This is a genomic window from Gordonia abscondita, assembly GCF_032711245.1.
GTDB lineage: Bacteria > Actinomycetota > Actinomycetes > Mycobacteriales > Mycobacteriaceae > Gordonia.
The window spans coordinates 3,659,735-3,675,552 of sequence record NZ_CP128986.1 but is presented as its reverse complement, the minus strand read 5'-3'; the positions used below and the strand labels follow the sequence as shown (position 1 = coordinate 3,675,552).

Genomic DNA, 15,818 nt, shown 5'->3' with positions numbered 1-15,818 from the left:
AGCTCGACGGTGCGCGCCGAGCCGGTTCGTCGCGACCGACGGTCAGTCGCGTAGTGGCGACTCACGCGAGTGCCGCAGAACAGTGTCGCAGAAGAGTGCCGCAGACGAGTTCGGGGAAATGGCCTAGTGTTGCTCCGTGTCCACGATGACGAAGGTGTCGGTAGCGGCGAAGCGACTGCTGCTCGGCCGACCGTTCCGCAGCGATCGCCTCGGCCATACGCTGCTGCCCAAGCGGATCGCACTCCCGGTGTTCGCGTCGGATGCGGTGTCGTCGGTCGCCTATGCGCCGCAGGAGATCTTCCTGGTGCTGTCGGTGGCCGGGATCAGCGCGTTCACATTCGCGCCGTGGGTGGCGCTGGCGGTGGCCGTCGTCATGGTCGTGGTCGTCGCCAGTTACCGACAGAACGTGCATGCTTACCCGTCCGGCGGTGGCGACTACGAGGTCGCGACGGTCAACCTCGGACCGAACGCCGGGCTGACGGTGGCGGCGGCGCTGCTCGTCGACTACGTGCTCACGGTCGCGGTGTCGATCACTTCGGCGGCGGAGAATATCGGCTCGGCCCTCCCGTTCGTCCACGAGCACAAGGTGTGGTTCTGTGTGGCCGCGATCGCGTTGATCGCCGCCGTCAACCTGCGTGGCATTAAGGAGTCGGGCTCGATCCTGGCGATCCCGACCTACGGGTTCATCATCGGAGTTGCCGCCATGCTGATCTGGGGGTTCGTCCAGGTCTTTGTGCTCGGCGACACAGTGAAAGCGGAGACCAGCGGGTTCGGCGTCGTCGCCGAGAACAACGGGCTCGTCGGCTTCGCCATGGTGTTCCTGATTGCGCGGGCGTTCTCGTCGGGCTGCGCCGCGCTGACCGGTGTCGAAGCCATCAGCAACGGTGTCCCGGCATTCCGTAAACCGAAGTCGCGCAACGCAGCGTCGACACTCCTGATGCTCGGCGGGTTCTCGATCTTCCTCCTGCTCGGCATCGTGATGCTGGCGCAAGAAGTCGGAGCCAAGTATGTGCTCGATCCGGCGAAGGATCTGGCCGGGGCACCCGACGGCTACCACCAGAAGTCGATCATCGCGCAGATCGCCGAAGCGGTGTTCCACGGGTTCCCGCCCGGCTTCTACGCGATCGCCGTCGTCACCGCGCTCATCTTGATGCTGGCCGCGAACACCGCGTTCAACGGATTCCCGGTGCTCAGTTCGGTCCTCGCGCAAGACCGCTACCTGCCTCGCCAGCTGCACACCCGCGGCGATCGTCTCGCGTTCTCCAACGGCATCGTCTTCCTCGCCTTGGTCGCCATCGGATTCGTCGTCGCGTTCGGCGCCGAGGTGACGTCGCTCATCCAGCTGTACATCGTCGGCGTGTTCGTCTCGTTCACGATCAGCCAGACGGGCATGGTGCGGCACTGGACGCGGCACCTTAAAACCGAGAGCGATCCCGACGCGCGCATGCGAATGATCCGGGCGCGGATCATCAACGCGACCGGAATGGTGATGACCGGCACGGTCCTAGTGATCGTTCTCGTCACCAAGTTCACCGCGGGTGCGTGGATGGCGGTGCTCGCGATGATGGTGCTCTTCGTGCTGATGAAACTCATCCACCGGCACTACTCGACCGTCGAGCGGGAGATCGAGTACGACGATGCCGAGGGCGACGGCGACGACGCGGTCCTGCCGAGTCGGACGCATTCGATCGTCTTGGTGTCGTCGCTGCACTTGCCGACCCGTCGAGCTCTCCGATTCGCGCGCGCCACCCGACCCGACGTCTTGGAGGCCGTCACGGTCAACGTCGACGACCGGAACACCCGCAAACTGGTCGCCGAATGGGAGGCCAGCGACATCACCATGCCATTGAAGGTGGTCGCGTCGCCGTACCGCGAGATCACCCGGCCGATCATCACGTATGTGCGCAGGCTGCGGCGAGAGTCACCGCGTGACGTCGTCACCGTGTTCATCCCGGAGTACGTGGTCGGCCACTGGTGGGAGCAGATCCTGCACAACCAGTCGGCGCTGCGCCTCAAGACGCGTCTGCTGTTCGAACCCGGTGTCATGGTGACGTCCGTGCCTTGGCAGTTGACGTCCTCGGAGAGCCGAGGCAGACGGATGCAGACTCAGTACGTGGCGCCCGGCGACGTGCGACGCGGTTTCACCTCGGAGGATCAGTAAACATATGGCCGATCTCGATCTCGACGTCACCGGATACGCGAACGGCGGGGCGGGCGTCGCCCGCCACGACGGACGTGTCGTCTTCGTCACCGGAGCCCTACCCGGCGAACGGGTACGCGCCCGCATCGTCGACGACAAGAAGGCGTCGTTCGCGCGGGCGGCCGTCGTCGAAGTCCTCGACGCCAGTGCGCACCGGGTGGACGAGCAATGCCGTGCAGCCGCCGCAGGCGCAGGCTGCTGCGATCTGTCGTACGTCGACGCCGACTATGCGCGCGAACTCGGAGCCATCGCTCTCGGCGACGTGCTCACCCGCATCGGCGGGTTCGGGCATGGGGGTTCTGGGCGAACACACAACGGAGATGTTCCCTCCGACGGTCTGGAACCACCGACGGTCGCTGCTCTCGGTGATGAGGTCACCGGGTGGCGGGTGCGGACGCGTCTCGCAGTTGCAGGCGACGGGACCGTCGGCCTGCGCGGACGCAAGTCGGCCGACCTGATCACAGTGCCGTGCGCGGCACCGGTCGACGGACTCCTCGACGGCGCCGCCGCGATGGGTGGCGCTGCGGGCACCGAACTGGTGTTGGCCGTCGGCAGTGACGGTCGACGCCACGTCGCCGAACTCGCGGCACCCACCGGAACCGGCGGGCGAGGCCAAGGACGCCGAGGACGCGCACAGCGCGCCCGCTCGGCGCGCAGCGCGCCGCGCCGCGTCCGCACTGTCGAAGGCGACACCCACGTCGTGTACACGGTGGGGAAGCGGACCTGGTCAATTCCGGTGACCGGCTTCTGGCAGGCGCACCATAATGCGCCAGCCGTCTACTCGGCGACCGCCGTCGACCTGCTCCAGGCGGTCGGTGTCACCGGCGACGTGCACCTCTGGGATCTGTACGGTGGCGCGGGTGTGTTCACCGCGGCGCTGTGCGACGCCGACAGCGGATTCACAGTGACGGGCAGCGACATCGTCGACACCGATCCGGGTGCGCTCGCGGCAGCCGACCGCGTCCTCGGCGACGAGGCAGCTCTCACCCACCGCGGACAGGTCGTCTCGACGATCGCCGACCTCGCCCGTCCAGACGTCGTCGTATCCGATCCGCCGCGGTCGGGCGCCGGAGCCGACGTCGTCGACGCCATCGTCGCGGCCTCGCCGTCGGCCGTGGTGCACGTCGGGTGCGACGCCGCGGCGTTCGCCCGCGACCTCGGTCGATTCGCAGCGCAAGGCTATCGGGTGCGCGCATGGCGGGGGTTCGCCGCGTTTCCGATGACGCATCATGTCGAAGGCATGGCGGTACTGACTCGGTAGCGCCATGCTGAATCCGTAGACTGGTCCAGATCACCGTTTCTTGAGGAGGGACCGCACATGGGAGTGCTGGATCGAGTGGATTCACCGGCCGATGTGCGGGCGTGCTCGCCGGCGGAGCTCGAGCAGCTGGCGTCCGAGATCCGCGGCTTCCTCATCGAGAAGGTCGCGGCGACCGGAGGCCACCTCGGACCGAACCTCGGTGTCGTCGAGCTGACCCTCGCGATCCATCGAGTGTTCGAGTCTCCGATCGACCCGGTCCTGTTCGACACGGGCCACCAGTGTTACGTCCACAAGATCGTCACCGGCCGCAAAGGCGGGTTCGACACGCTGCGTCAGCGCGACGGTCTCACCGGCTACCAGGATCGCACCGAGAGCCCGCACGACTGGATCGAGTCGTCGCACGCGTCGGCGGCGTTGTCGAACGCCGACGGACTGGCGAAGGCGTTCGAACTGGCGTCGAAGACACCCGGCCACCTGTCGTCCGTCGAGCGGGAGCGAACCGTTGTCGCGGTCGTCGGCGACGGCGCGCTCACCGGCGGCATGTGTTGGGAGGCACTCAACAACATCGCCGACGGCGACCGCCCAGTGGTGATCGTCGTCAACGACAACGGACGGTCGTATGCGCCGACCATCGGTGGGCTCGCGAAAAACCTGTCCGCGCTCCGACTCCAACCCGGCTACGAACGGATCCTCGCGTCGGGACGGCGCAAACTCCGCCAGCTCCCCGTCGTCGGCGACGCCGCGTACGCCGTCCTGCACGGTATGAAGAGTGGCGTGAAAGACCTGGTGTCTCCGCAGGCGATGTTCGCCGACCTCGGACTCAAATATGTCGGTCCCGTCGACGGACACGACCTGGAGGCATTGGAAGCGGCCCTGGGTCGCGCGAAGGCGTTCGGCGGCCCGGTGATCGTGCACGCGGTGACCCGCAAGGGCATGGGTTACGCGCCAGCCGAAGCCGACGAGGCCGAACAGATGCATTCGACCAGCAAGATGGATCCGGCGACCGGCAAGGCCACGTCGGTTGCCGCGAAGGACTGGACGTCGGTGTTCTCCGACGCGCTCGTCGCCGAGGGGCAGCGCCGCCCCGAAGTCGTGGCGATCACCGCTGCGATGCCCGGACCCACCGGACTCGTCCCGTTCGGTGAACGTTTTCCCGACCGCATGTTCGACGTCGGGATCGCCGAACAGCACGGTATGACGTCGGCGGCGGGTCTCGCGCTGGGCGGCATGCATCCGGTGCTCGCGATCTACGCGACGTTCCTCAACCGCGCGTTCGACCAATTGTTGATGGATGTCGCGCTGTTGAAGCTGCCGGTGACCCTGGTCCTCGACCGGTCGGGTGTCACCGGCCCGGACGGTCCGAGCCACCACGGGATGTGGGATCTGTCGCTGATGTCGTTGGTGCCGGGCATGCGGGTGGCCGCACCGCGCGACGAGATCCGCGTGCGTGAAGAGCTCGCCGAAGCGCTCGACGTAGCCGACGGCCCGACCGCGGTCCGGTACTCCAAAGGCGCGGTGCCCGAAGACATTCCGGCGCTACGTCGGACGTCGGACGGCGTCGATGTCCTCGCCGACGGCGGCGACAACGGCGCCGATGTGCTCATCGTCGGGGTCGGCGCGTTCGCACAGTTGGCTCTCGACGTGGCCGAGAGTCTGTCGTCGCACTCGGTGACGGCGACGGTCGTCGACCCGCGTTGGGTGCTCCCGGTGCCCGAATCTGTCGCGGTCCTCGCGCGCGATCACCGATTGGTGGTGACACTCGAGGATGGTGGCGTGCAAGGCGGTGTCGGCGGAGCCGTCGCCCGCGCGCTCGCCGACGCAGGCGTGTCGACGCCGGTCCGTCAGCGCGGCATCCCGCAAGAGTTCATCGCACACTCGACGCGCGAACAGATCTTGAGCGACGTCGGGCTGACCGCGACCGATCTCGCCGAGTCGATCGTCAAAGACCTGACGTGAGGCGTGCGGACTGACCCGCGCTAGCGCGGGTCAGTCGTCAGCGCCTGCTCGATCACTTCGGCCGTCAGCGACACCTGCCAGGGGCGGGCGCCGAGTTCGGCGAGTCGCTGAGCGACGTCGAGGCCGTCGGTGAGCCCGAACCAACAGAAGTCGCGGACCACGGACGGCGCCAGCAGATTCTCGGCAGGCACACCGATCGAGTCGGCGAGCTCTTTGACCGCCGGTCGAACCGCGTGCGCGCGGGCCGCAGCCGCCGGATGCTTCGGTTCCCACCGATTGATCGGCGGTACACCCGCCTGCGGCGTCTTCTTCGGCGGCAACTCGGCTTCCGGCAGAGTCCGCGCACGATCGATCGCATTCATCCAAGTATTGGCCTGACGGCGTTGGCGCGGGCCGCCGAACACCGGCAGCGCGGTCAGGTCGGCTGCGCTTTTCGGGTCTTTCGCCGCCGCATTCACGATCGCCGAGTCCGGGAGGATACGGCCAGGAGCGACGTCCCGTCGTTGCGCGATCTCCTCGCGAGCCGACCAGAGTTCGCGGACGACTGCCAACTGGCGGGTCGTTTTGAGATTGTGGATGCCGGATGTACGTCGCCATCGGTCGGTCTTGGGTTCGGCAGGCGGGCGAGCGAGGACGGCGGCGAACTCTTCGAGCGCCCACTCGTCGCGGCCGGCCTCACGCAGGGCCGCGCTGACTGCGTCACGAAGTTCGACGAGGACTTCCACGTCGAGCGCCGCATAGTTCAACCAGTCGTCGGGCAGCGGTCGACGTGACCAATCGGCGGCCCCGTGCCCCTTAGCGAGCCCGAGATGTAGGAACTCGGCGACCATCGCCGCCAGATTGACCTTAGGGACGTTCAGGAGCCGACCGGCCAGCTCGGTGTCGAACAGGCTTTCGCACACGAACCCGAGTTCGCGCAGACACGGCAGATCTTGGTCGGCCGCGTGCAGAATCCACTGGGGCCCGGTCATCACGTCGATGATCGGCGTCAACGCCTCTGGGTGAGGGATCGGGTCGAGCAGGAAGCTGCCCGACCCGGTCCGTCGCAGTTGAACGAGGTAGGCGCGTTGGGAGTATTTGAATCCGCTCGCACGCTCGGTGTCGACGGAAATCGGCCCGGTGCCCGCGGCCAGACGTGCGGCCACCGAGGCGAAGTCGCCGGGGGTCGACGCGACGTCGGGAACGCCTTCGCGGGGCGCGGTCAACGGAACAACCGGGGTATCGGGTTCCGGGTTGGTATCGGTATCGCTCACCGAATGCCTCAGACCGTGCCGAGCGACGAGACGCCTGCGGGCGGTAGCCCGGCGACCGAGGCCAGCACTTCGCAGAATGCTTCCAGATGCACTGAGAGGTCGGCTCCGGTCGCGGTCCACGACGCGCGCAACTCCAGTTGGTGCGACTGCGGTGGGCCCGCGATGTCGCCGTAACGGACCGAGGTCGTTGCGGTCACGGTTCCGCCGAGTGCGCGGACCACCGGTTCGTCGCTGCCGAACGGCGGCGTCGACTCGGTTTCGTCTTCGGGGACGCCGAGGGCTTCGCCCAGCCAACTCCACGTGACCTGCGGCAGCAGCGGATCGGCGGCGAGCGCGGCCTCTACCTCGGCCTGGATGAATGCGACGAGCCGGAACGTGCCGTTCCACGCATCCTGCCCGTCCGGGTCGTAGAGGAGGACGAGGCGACCGAACGAACTGCCTGCCGAATCGGTCGGCACCTGGTTGGGGTCGGTATCGTCCGGCGGGCGGACTTCGACACCGAGCGCGTAGCTGTAGGGCGCGAGACGCTGCGGGGGACGGATCGAACCGACTTCGATCTCCGACCGCACCGTCGCAGCGTGCAGCGACTGCACGGCGTCGCGGAACTCGGTCGGTTCCGTCGGGGCTCCAGAAGTGGTCACGGCCGTCAGGGTAGGCCGCGTGTCGCGCCGGGTGGCGGAGGCGCGCCGGAATTACGGGGTGTCAGCGGGCGTGCCGGACGGCAGATGGCACAGTGAAGACATGACTACGGTGCGTGCCCGTCGAATCTCGACCGAAATGCCGCTGATCGCCGCCGCCACAGGCAAGACCCCGTCCCGCCGACCCGTGTGGTTCATGCGGCAGGCGGGCCGTTCCCTCCCCGAGTACCGGGCGATTCGCGTCGACCGCGGGATGCTCGAATCGTGCTTCGACGCCGAACTGGTCTGCGAAATAACTATGCAGCCGGTCCGCAGGCACGACACCGATGCGGCCATCCTCTTCTCCGACATCGTTGTGCCGTTGAAGGCTGCGGGCGTTGACCTCGACATCGTGCCCGGTACCGGCCCGGTCATCGCGTCACCAATCCGGACGGCCGCCGATGTCGCAGCCCTGCCGCGGCTCGAACCGGAAGCGGTCGGCGCGGTGACCTCGGCGATCGGTCTGCTCCTCGACGAGTTGCCGCCGACCGTCTCGCTCATCGGTTTCGCGGGTGCGCCGTTCACACTCGCGTCCTACCTAATCGAGGGCGGTCCGAGCCGCACCTACGAGAACACGAAGCGGATCATGCTCGGCGACCCCGACCTGTGGCACACGCTGATGGGTCGCCTCGCGGACCTCACGATCGCGTTCCTCCAGGCACAGATCGATGCGGGCGTCGATGCCGTCCAACTGTTCGACTCGTGGGCGGGGACGCTGTCGGAGGCCGCATATGAAGCGTTCGTGGCACCCCATTCGTCGCGGGTGATGGCCGAGATCGAGAAGTACGGGGTGCCCCGCATTCACTTCGGTGTCGGTACCGGCGAGATCTTGGATGCCATGACACGCGTCGGCACCGACGTGATCGGCGTCGACTGGCGGACCCCCTTGGACGTCGCCGCGCAGCGCGTGGGACGCGATGTCGCGATCCAGGGCAACCTGGACCCGACGGCACTGCTCGCCGGCCGCGACGTGGTCCGCGGCGAACTGTCCCGCATCATCGTCGAAGGCGAGCGCGCGATCGCCGCCGGCACGCCGGGCCACATCGTGAACCTCGGGCACGGCGTCCTACCGAACACCGAAGCGGACGCTGTCACGCACGCCGTCGAACTCGTCCACTCGCTGTGACCGTGCGGGTCGCGGTCGTCGGCGCCGGTGTCTCCGGACTGACCGGCGCCTACGACCTGCGTCGCCTGCTCGGCGACGAGACCCGTATCGACATCTACTGTGCCGATGAGCAGCCCGGCGGCATCCTCGCGTCGGCGACGGTCGGCGGCATGTCTGTGGACGTCGGCGCCGAAGCGTTCATCGTCCGACGCCCCGAAGCTCGGGACCTGGTGACCGAACTCGGACTCGGCGACGACATCGTCGCACCGTCCGGCCTGCGCCCCGCCGTGTGGTCGGCGGGTGCCCTTCACCGGCTGCCGTCGCCCGCATTGATGGGGATCCCCGCGAATCCCGCCGCGCTCGGTGATCTCGTTGACCAGAGGCAACTGCGCATCGTCGAATCCGAGGCCGACCGACCACTGGCTTGGACGCCCGGCGCTGACGTCGCCGTCGGTGATCTCGTCGCCGATCGGTTCGGCGACGTTGTCGTGGCCCGCAGCGTCGACCCGATGCTGGGCGGCGTGTACTCGGCGCGCGCTCGCGATCTCGGTCTACGGGAAGCGATTCCGGCTCTCGCGGTCGCACTCGACGCGGGTGCCCCGTCGTTGACCGCCGCGGTCGGCGACGTGCTGGCCCGGTCGACCGGAACCGGCCCGGTGTTCGGCGCGCTGCGTGGCGGATACCGCACACTAGTGGACGCTCTTGTAGCTGCGGCCCGAGCGGACCTGCACGTCGGCACGGTCGTGCGTGGCGTGCACCGCGTCGGCGCACACTACGACCTCGACGTCGACCGACACCGCAGGTCACGGCACGGGTCGACCGGAATTGGGGCGAACGGGAGCGGGGCGAACGGATACGATGCCGTCCTCATCGCGGTCCCGGTGTGGACGGCAGGCCGGCTCCTCGCGGCGGTGGCTCCCGACGCCTGTGCCACGTTCTCCAGCGTCGACGCGGCCGGTTCGGCCGTCGTCGCGTTCGCGGTAGACGGTGAGACACCACAGCATTCCGGTGTACTCGTCGCGTCGGACGCCGCCGACCTGTCGATCAAGGCGATCACGCTCAGCAGCCGCAAATGGCCGCACCTCGCCGGTGCGGGCGGTCGTTCGGTGCTGCGCGCGTCGTTCGGTCGGCTCGGCAAGCCCGTCGTCGGCACCGACGACGAACTTGTCGCCACCGCCACAGCCGACCTTCACACCATTTTCGGTGCGGCGGGCGTGGCGGCACCCGACGTCGTCGAAGCCGCCGTACAACGGTGGCCTGCTGGTCTGCCGCACTACGGTCCGGGACATCTGTCGGCGATGAGGGCGGCAGTCACGGCGCTGCCGACCGGGATCGCGGTAGCCGGCTCCGGTTACCGGGGAGTGGGAGTGCCGGCCTGTATCGGAACTGCGCGCGACGCAGCGGCTCGTCTCGCCGCACACGTGAGCGCACTCACCTGACCGCGATGCGGTATTCGCGCGGTGGCACGATGGAAGTATGAGCCGCTTGGATTACGCAGAAATCAACTCCACCCTCCGCTATCTGATGTTCTCGGTGTTCACTGTGCGCGCCGGGGAACTGCCGGAGGATCGCGCCGAGGCCGCAGCCGACTTCGAACGTTTCATCGCCGAGGTCGAGGACACCGGTGTCGTCGTGCGCGGTGTCTACGATGTGGCGGGCATGCGCGGCGACTCCGACTTCATGTTTTGGTGGCACGCGGAGACCATCGAAGCGTTGCAGGCCGCGTACTCGTCGTTCCGCCGGACCACGGTCGTCGGCCGCGCGAGCGATCCGTTCTGGAGCGGTGCCGCGCTGCACCGTCCCGCCGAATTCAACAAGAGCCACATCCCGGCGTTCATGGCGGGCGAAGAAGCGGGCGCATACGTGTGCGTCTACCCGTTCGTGCGGTCGTACGAATGGTATTTGCTGCCCGACGAGGATCGGCGCAAGATGCTCGCCGACCACGGTATGGCCGCTCGCGGCTACAAGGATGTGCGCGCCAACACGGTGCCCGCGTTCGCGCTCGGCGACTACGAGTGGATCCTCGCGTTCGAGGCCCCTGAACTCGACCGGATCGTCGACCTGATGCGTGACCTGCGCGCCACCGACGCCCGCAATCACGTTCGCGTGGAGATCCCGTTCTTCACCGGCCCCCGCGTCGAGCCGACCACACTCGTCAACACGTTGCCCTGATCGCCTGCTGATCGAACCGAGTCGAGACTGCCGAATCTCGACTCGATTCGATCGGCGGGTAGTCAGTGCTCGTGCGTGAGCCGCAGACTGATCGAGTTGATGCAGTACCGCAGATCGGTTGGGGTGTCGTAGCCTTCGCCCGCGAACACGTGACCGAGGTGGCTGTGGCAGTTTGCGCACAGTATCTCTGTGCGGCGCGCGCCGAGTGAGTCGTCGTGCCGTTCGATGACGGCATCGCCAGCGAGTGGGGTGAAGAACGACGGCCACCCACAGTGCGACTCGAACTTGGTCTCGCTGCGGAACAGTTCGGCGCCGCACGCCCGGCACTCGTACACGCCGACGTCTTTGGTGTCGGTGTACTCACCGGTGAACGGACGTTCGGTGCCCGCCTGCCGCAGCACTTGGAATTCGGCGGGCGACAGACGTTCACGCCACTCGGCGTCGGTGAGCTTGGTGAAGTCGGTCGGCTCGGTGGATTCTCGGCGTCCGTTCGATGCGTCGTTCGTCATATGTCCCAGGGTAGACGCGTCAGGCGACGCCTGTCGGCTCCCGGGAATCGAGTGCGTCGACGTCGAGCACCCCGTCGCGCCGCATGTCGAGGTATCGGAACAACAGTGAGCAGAAGACGGCGATCATCAGCAGCGACCACCCCCACGTGACCTTGCCGTACTCGAGGTAGCGGCCGAACGGTTCCCATTCGTTTGAGTAGAAGACGTCGAACGACAGGCACCCGTAGGCGCCGAGCCAGGCGGGCCAATTGCGGACCGCCGATCCGGCGCGGACGACAGTCATCATCAGCGGGAACAGCATCATCGAGTAATAGCCTTGGCCGAGGGCGCCGACGAGGAAGAACGTGCCGAGCAGCACCCCAGACGATGTCGCGAGCCACATCAACTCGTCAGTCCGCCGGTAGTAGCGGTACAGGAACCACAGGCTGAACACAGCCATCAGACCGAACGCGATCCGCAGCAGGAGTACCAGCCAGCCGTCGAGGCCGAAGTACGCTCCGTTGCCGGTGATCGAGCTGTTGTAATAGTCGCGTGACTCGAAGAGGTACGGCGAGGTGCGTTTGACGAAGTCCATCGGATCGTTCGACAACGGCCACGCGAGGACGTTGAGAATCAGCGGGACGCCGACGGCGGTGATCAGGATCTTCCACTGACGGTTCAGGAGGACAAGCAGCAGGAGTGGCGCGAGGATCGGTTTGACTGCGAGCGTCAGACCTATCGCGACGCCCGCCCACAGCTCCTGTCTACGCAGCATCAACATCATGAACGCGAGCATGCCGAGCAGCACGAACGCATTGAAGTTCGTGAAGATTAGAGTGTGCGCCACAGTCTCCGTGCTGAAGAACGCGAAAATCAGCGCAGGAAAGATCCACGAGCGGTGGTCATAGCCGAACAGCCGGGTCAACAGGTACGCGCACACGATGATCACGACGACGCTGACCGCGATGAACAGCCACCGCGAGTTCTGCGGGTCGATGAACGCCAACGGCGACATCATCAGAGTTCCCGACGGCGGATACAGGTAGTGCGGGTCGACGGTCTCGTAGTTCTCGTTGTAGACCGCACGCTGGTTCAGGAACGCCAAGGCCGCGTTGTAGACGGGGGTGAAGTCGTCGGTGCGGGCACCGTTCACCGCCAGGATCAGCGACCGGTGGATCACCATCATGATGCTGATGGGCCAGAGGATCAGATGTCCGATGCGTGTCGGATCGACGCGCGGGCGCAGGTAACGGTCTACTACGGTCACCCGCGAACCGTACTACATGCTGCCGACGAGATAGCTCATGCCGGACACGACCGCGCGGTGGGCGCCTTCATCGGGTCGGGGCCGAGGTATTCGCTGAGGACGCCTGCGGCGCAGTCGCTGTGGGCGAGCACCGAGAACCCGAGACCGTCCCAGGTGACGGCGGTCGGCGACGCTTTCGCCGCGGACAGTGTCTGAGTGAGTTGGTCGACCACCGCGCTCCCGTTGAACGGGTCGTTCGCTCCGACAAGTACCAGCGGGTTCACCGCGAGTGACTCGGGTGCGGCCGGTGCGTCGGTGCTGCCCCAGCCGTCACAGTCGGCGAGGTCGAGGGCGGCGGTGACCGCAGTCATCGCTGCGTCATTCGACCAGTCTTTGACGAGGCCGGACAACTCCTGCAGGCCGGGCCTGCCTCGAAGATCGTTGCACCGTCCGACGAGTCGCCCGTCGGTGCCGCGGAGCGCCTCGGCGTCGGCAACGTAGGAGCGCAGGGCTGCGGTGTCGCCGTGGTCGGCATTGGAGATCGCTGCGCCGAGCTTCTTGAGTCCGGCGGGGGACATGTCGTCCAGAGCGATCGCGGTCGTGATCGCGGCGAGCACCTGTTTGTCGGACAGTCCGTCGAGGTCGTCGCCCGCGCCGGCCGTGATGACGCGATTCAACGTGGCCACAGCGTCGCTGCCGAGCGCGCAATCGGCGTTGGCGCAGCGCTGCGCGAAGGCGGTCAGTGACTTCTGGACGCCGCGAGCTCGGGCGGCCGCGCTCTCCCGCGCAGGAATGTTGTAGCCGACAGGGGAGTCGAGGACGAGGCGCCCCACCCGGTCGGGATGGGCTGCGGCATACCGCAACGCGATCGACGATCCGTCGCCGACGCCGATGAGGCCGAGCCGGTCGACCCCCCAACGGTCCCGGAGGCCCTCCAGGTCGCTCGCCGCCGCATCGACGGAGTAGGCGAGCTGATTCGGGGAGAGCGTCTCGGTGCACAGGTCGGCACCCGCGCGGGCCGCCGTCCCGACCTCGGTGGCCCGGGCACCGACGTCGCGTCCGCGGCCCGCGGCGTTCGAAGCGATCACGGTGCGCTGCGCTGTCGTCAGGCAGTCGACGGTCGCGCCGAGTCCGGTACCGCGGAAGTCGACGGCGACAACGGGGTTGCGGTCGAGAACTGCTTTTCCGTCCCCGCCCGCCAGTGTCAGCAACGTGCGGGAACTCGGCAGATCGGTTCCGCTGGTGAGGACCAGGGGAGGCGCTTGTTTCGGCGTTGACGCAGTGCTCGCGCGCATCACGCCGATGCGGATGGTGCTGTCGCCGTCGGAGTCCAGGGGGACGTCGTAGGTCGCGCATTGGACGGTGACCCCGTCGGGAACAGCGACGTCGTAGGTTTTGCTGATCTTGTCGCCGCACGAACGCCAGTTGAGGTCGTGGTCGGGTACCTGCAGATCGGGTAGTTTCGGCGCCTCCGTCGTGTCGCCGCCCGGATTGTCGCCGCGGACGATGTCCGGTCCGGTGTCCGGTCCCACCGCGCAGCCAGCCGCGAGGACGGTGACGGTGGTCGCCACCAGCAGAGCGGCGGACAGTCGTGCGCGGAGCATGGACGGCATAGCCGCGAGCCTACCGACCGGGTGCGGCGTCGGAGTCGGGCACGGCCTCCCATAGTTGGTACAGGAAGCCTTCATCGTCGCCGAGGATAGTGGTGGCGCGCATCGGGTAGGGGAGACGGAACGGCAGGGCCAGGTCCTGGTCTCTGATCGGTGCGGCGGTGCCGTGTGCGATTCGTGGGGCGTCGCCGAGGGCGAGCGTCGGACTGACGGTGAGGATCAGCTGATCGAGAACTCCTGCCGCAGCGAACGCAGCGAGGAGCCGTGGCCCGCCTTCGAGATCGATGCGCGTGAGCCCCCGAGATGCCAGCTCGGCGACGAGAGTCGCCGGGTCGAGGTCGTCGGTACCGCAGTCGATGACCGTCGCTCCCGCCGCGGTCAGTCGGCGGCGAGCGTCGGCAGGCGCCGACGTGCAAGTGGCGATGAGCACGTTCGGCGCGACGGCTGTGGCGAAGTCGTCCGGTAAGGCGAGGGTGCGGGACGTGAGAACCAGAGTCTGGGGCCCGGCGTCGCCGTCCGATGTGCCGGGACCGTAGCCCTCGAGGATCGCGGTCGAGGCTCCGACGACGATCACGTCCGCGAGACGGCGCATCGTGTGGAATACGAGATGGTCGCCGTCGCCGCCCAACATGCCGGAGCGACGGTCGATCGTCGCCGCACCGTCGACGCTGGCGACCATTGTCGCGCGGACGGTGGGCGTGGTGCGGTCTGGGAACGCGAACACACGAGGCAGGTCGTCTGCTGTGATGTCTGTCGCTTTCTGCATGAGGAACATGAGTCCATCATCCATGCGCTCGATACCCTTACCGGATGCTGGCACGACTGAGCGACCGGAACCCTGTTCTGGCTCCCGACCAACTCATCGGTGAAATGGTTCCGCCGAGGATGTTCGACGACGTTAGTTTCGACTCGTACATCCCCGACCCGAACGAGCCGAGTCAGGCGGCAGCGGTCTCGGCAGCCCGCGATTTCGTCGCCCGAGCGGCCACGATTCGATCCGGGGCCAAGAAGAAGGGCCTGTTCCGGAAGGCGTCGACGCCGGAAGGCATCGGCCTCTACTTGGACGGCGGCTTCGGTGTCGGCAAGACACACTTGTTGGCGTCGGTCTACCACTCGATGCCCGGCCCCAAGGCGTTCGCGACATTCGGTGAGGTGACGAACGTCGTCGGCGCCCTCGGCTACCTCGACGCACTGGATCGTCTCGCAGACCACAGCGTGTTGTGCATCGACGAGTTCGAACTCGACGATCCGGGCGACACGATGGTCGTCTCACGTATGCTCACCGAGCTTGTCGCCCGTGGCGTGTCTATCGTCGCGACATCGAACACTCTGCCGGGTCAGCTCGGTGAAGGCCGTTTCGCCGCGCAGGACTTCCTCCGCGAGATCCAGAAGTTGTCGGCGATCTTCGAGACGATCCGAGTGGACGGCCCCGACTACCGTCACCGTGACCTTCCGCCCGCACCCGAACCGTCGAGTGACTCCGCTCTCGAGGAGTTGGCGGCCGCCACCGAGGGCGCCACTCTCGACCGGTACGACGACCTCGTCACGCACCTGGCCAAGCTGCACCCGTCCAAATACAAGTCGCTCGTCGACGGCGTCACCCTGGTCTGTGTCGAGGACTTGCGGCCGGCGTCCGACCAGGCCGTCGCGCTGCGTCTCGTCGCGCTAGCCGACCGCCTGTACGACGCGGAGATACCGGTCAGCGTGTCGGGTGTGAAGCTCGACGAGGTTTTCACCCCGGAGATGGTTGCGGGCGGCTATCGCAAGAAGTATCTGCGTGCCACGTCGCGTCTGCTCGCGCTGTCTCGTTTCGCCGAAGCGGACGCGTAAGCGCGTTCCGCGATCGTGCT

Annotated in this window: 13 protein-coding genes; 7 read left to right on the top strand and 6 right to left on the bottom strand. The window is 67.2% G+C overall.

Annotation, left to right across the window (positions count from 1 at the left end):
* Positions 1–136: 136 nt before the first annotated feature.
* Genes MP11Mi_RS17290 through dxs form a run of 3 tightly spaced genes read left to right on the top strand, consistent with a single transcriptional unit; the run spans position 137 to position 5,417 of the window.
* Positions 137–2,161 (top strand): APC family permease, encoded by a 2,025-nt coding sequence (locus MP11Mi_RS17290; RefSeq protein WP_420040105.1) that lies wholly within the window; start codon positions 137–139, stop codon positions 2,159–2,161.
* A 4-nt stretch (positions 2,162–2,165) separates the two neighbouring features.
* A complete protein-coding gene (locus MP11Mi_RS17285) occupies positions 2,166–3,461 on the top strand; it encodes a class I SAM-dependent RNA methyltransferase (protein ID WP_420040104.1) in 1,296 nt (431 codons plus the stop codon).
* Positions 3,462–3,518: 57 nt separating this feature from the next.
* Positions 3,519–5,417 (top strand): 1-deoxy-D-xylulose-5-phosphate synthase, encoded by a 1,899-nt coding sequence (dxs, locus tag MP11Mi_RS17280; RefSeq protein ID WP_420040103.1) that lies wholly within the window; start codon positions 3,519–3,521, stop codon positions 5,415–5,417.
* A 20-nt stretch (positions 5,418–5,437) separates the two neighbouring features.
* On the opposite strand, the gene MP11Mi_RS17275 is transcribed toward dxs, so the two are convergent.
* Positions 5,438–6,670: a ribonuclease D gene (locus MP11Mi_RS17275; protein ID WP_420040102.1), complete on the bottom strand. Its 1,233-nt coding sequence runs from the start codon at positions 6,668–6,670 to the stop codon at positions 5,438–5,440.
* 8 nt (positions 6,671–6,678) lie between these two features.
* A complete protein-coding gene (locus tag MP11Mi_RS17270) occupies positions 6,679–7,311 on the bottom strand; it encodes a DUF3000 domain-containing protein (protein WP_420040101.1) in 633 nt (210 codons plus the stop codon).
* 136 nt (positions 7,312–7,447) lie between these two features.
* Here MP11Mi_RS17270 and hemE point away from each other — a divergent pair, with 136 nt between their 5' ends.
* Genes hemE through hemQ form a run of 3 tightly spaced genes read left to right on the top strand, consistent with a single transcriptional unit; the run spans position 7,448 to position 10,624 of the window.
* On the top strand, positions 7,448–8,473 hold the full coding sequence (gene hemE, locus MP11Mi_RS17265) for a uroporphyrinogen decarboxylase (RefSeq protein ID WP_420042141.1): 1,026 nt from the start codon (positions 7,448–7,450) through the stop codon (positions 8,471–8,473).
* Entirely contained in the window at positions 8,470–9,891 is a 1,422-nt protein-coding gene (gene hemG, locus MP11Mi_RS17260; RefSeq protein WP_420040100.1) for a protoporphyrinogen oxidase, read from the top strand. Before hemE ends, hemG begins: the two co-directional genes overlap by 4 nt.
* 37 nt (positions 9,892–9,928) lie before the next feature.
* A complete protein-coding gene (hemQ, locus tag MP11Mi_RS17255; RefSeq protein WP_420040099.1) occupies positions 9,929–10,624 on the top strand; it encodes a hydrogen peroxide-dependent heme synthase in 696 nt (231 codons plus the stop codon).
* Between the two features lie 62 nt (positions 10,625–10,686).
* Here the strand turns inward: hemQ and msrB are convergent, their stop codons facing one another.
* Genes msrB through MP11Mi_RS17235 form a run of 4 tightly spaced genes read right to left on the bottom strand, consistent with a single transcriptional unit; the run spans position 10,687 to position 14,758 of the window.
* Positions 10,687–11,133: a peptide-methionine (R)-S-oxide reductase MsrB gene (msrB, locus tag MP11Mi_RS17250; protein WP_420040098.1), complete on the bottom strand. Its 447-nt coding sequence runs from the start codon at positions 11,131–11,133 to the stop codon at positions 10,687–10,689.
* Positions 11,134–11,152: 19 nt separating this feature from the next.
* Positions 11,153–12,379 (bottom strand): glycosyltransferase family 87 protein, encoded by a 1,227-nt coding sequence (locus tag MP11Mi_RS17245; RefSeq protein ID WP_420040097.1) that lies wholly within the window; start codon positions 12,377–12,379, stop codon positions 11,153–11,155.
* Positions 12,380–12,414: 35 nt separating this feature from the next.
* On the bottom strand, positions 12,415–13,971 hold the full coding sequence (locus tag MP11Mi_RS17240) for an alpha/beta hydrolase (protein ID WP_420040096.1): 1,557 nt from the start codon (positions 13,969–13,971) through the stop codon (positions 12,415–12,417).
* A 10-nt stretch (positions 13,972–13,981) separates the two neighbouring features.
* The gene (locus tag MP11Mi_RS17235; RefSeq protein ID WP_420040095.1) at positions 13,982–14,758 is read right to left on the bottom strand and encodes a dihydrofolate reductase family protein; all 777 of its coding nucleotides are present in this window, start codon (positions 14,756–14,758) and stop codon (positions 13,982–13,984) included.
* Positions 14,759–14,778: 20 nt separating this feature from the next.
* On the opposite strand from MP11Mi_RS17235, the gene zapE reads away from it, so the two are divergent.
* Positions 14,779–15,798 carry a cell division protein ZapE gene (zapE, locus tag MP11Mi_RS17230; RefSeq protein WP_420040094.1) on the top strand — a complete coding sequence of 340 codons (1,020 nt, stop codon included), beginning with the start codon at positions 14,779–14,781 and terminating at the stop codon, positions 15,796–15,798.
* Positions 15,799–15,818: the final 20 nt, after the last annotated feature.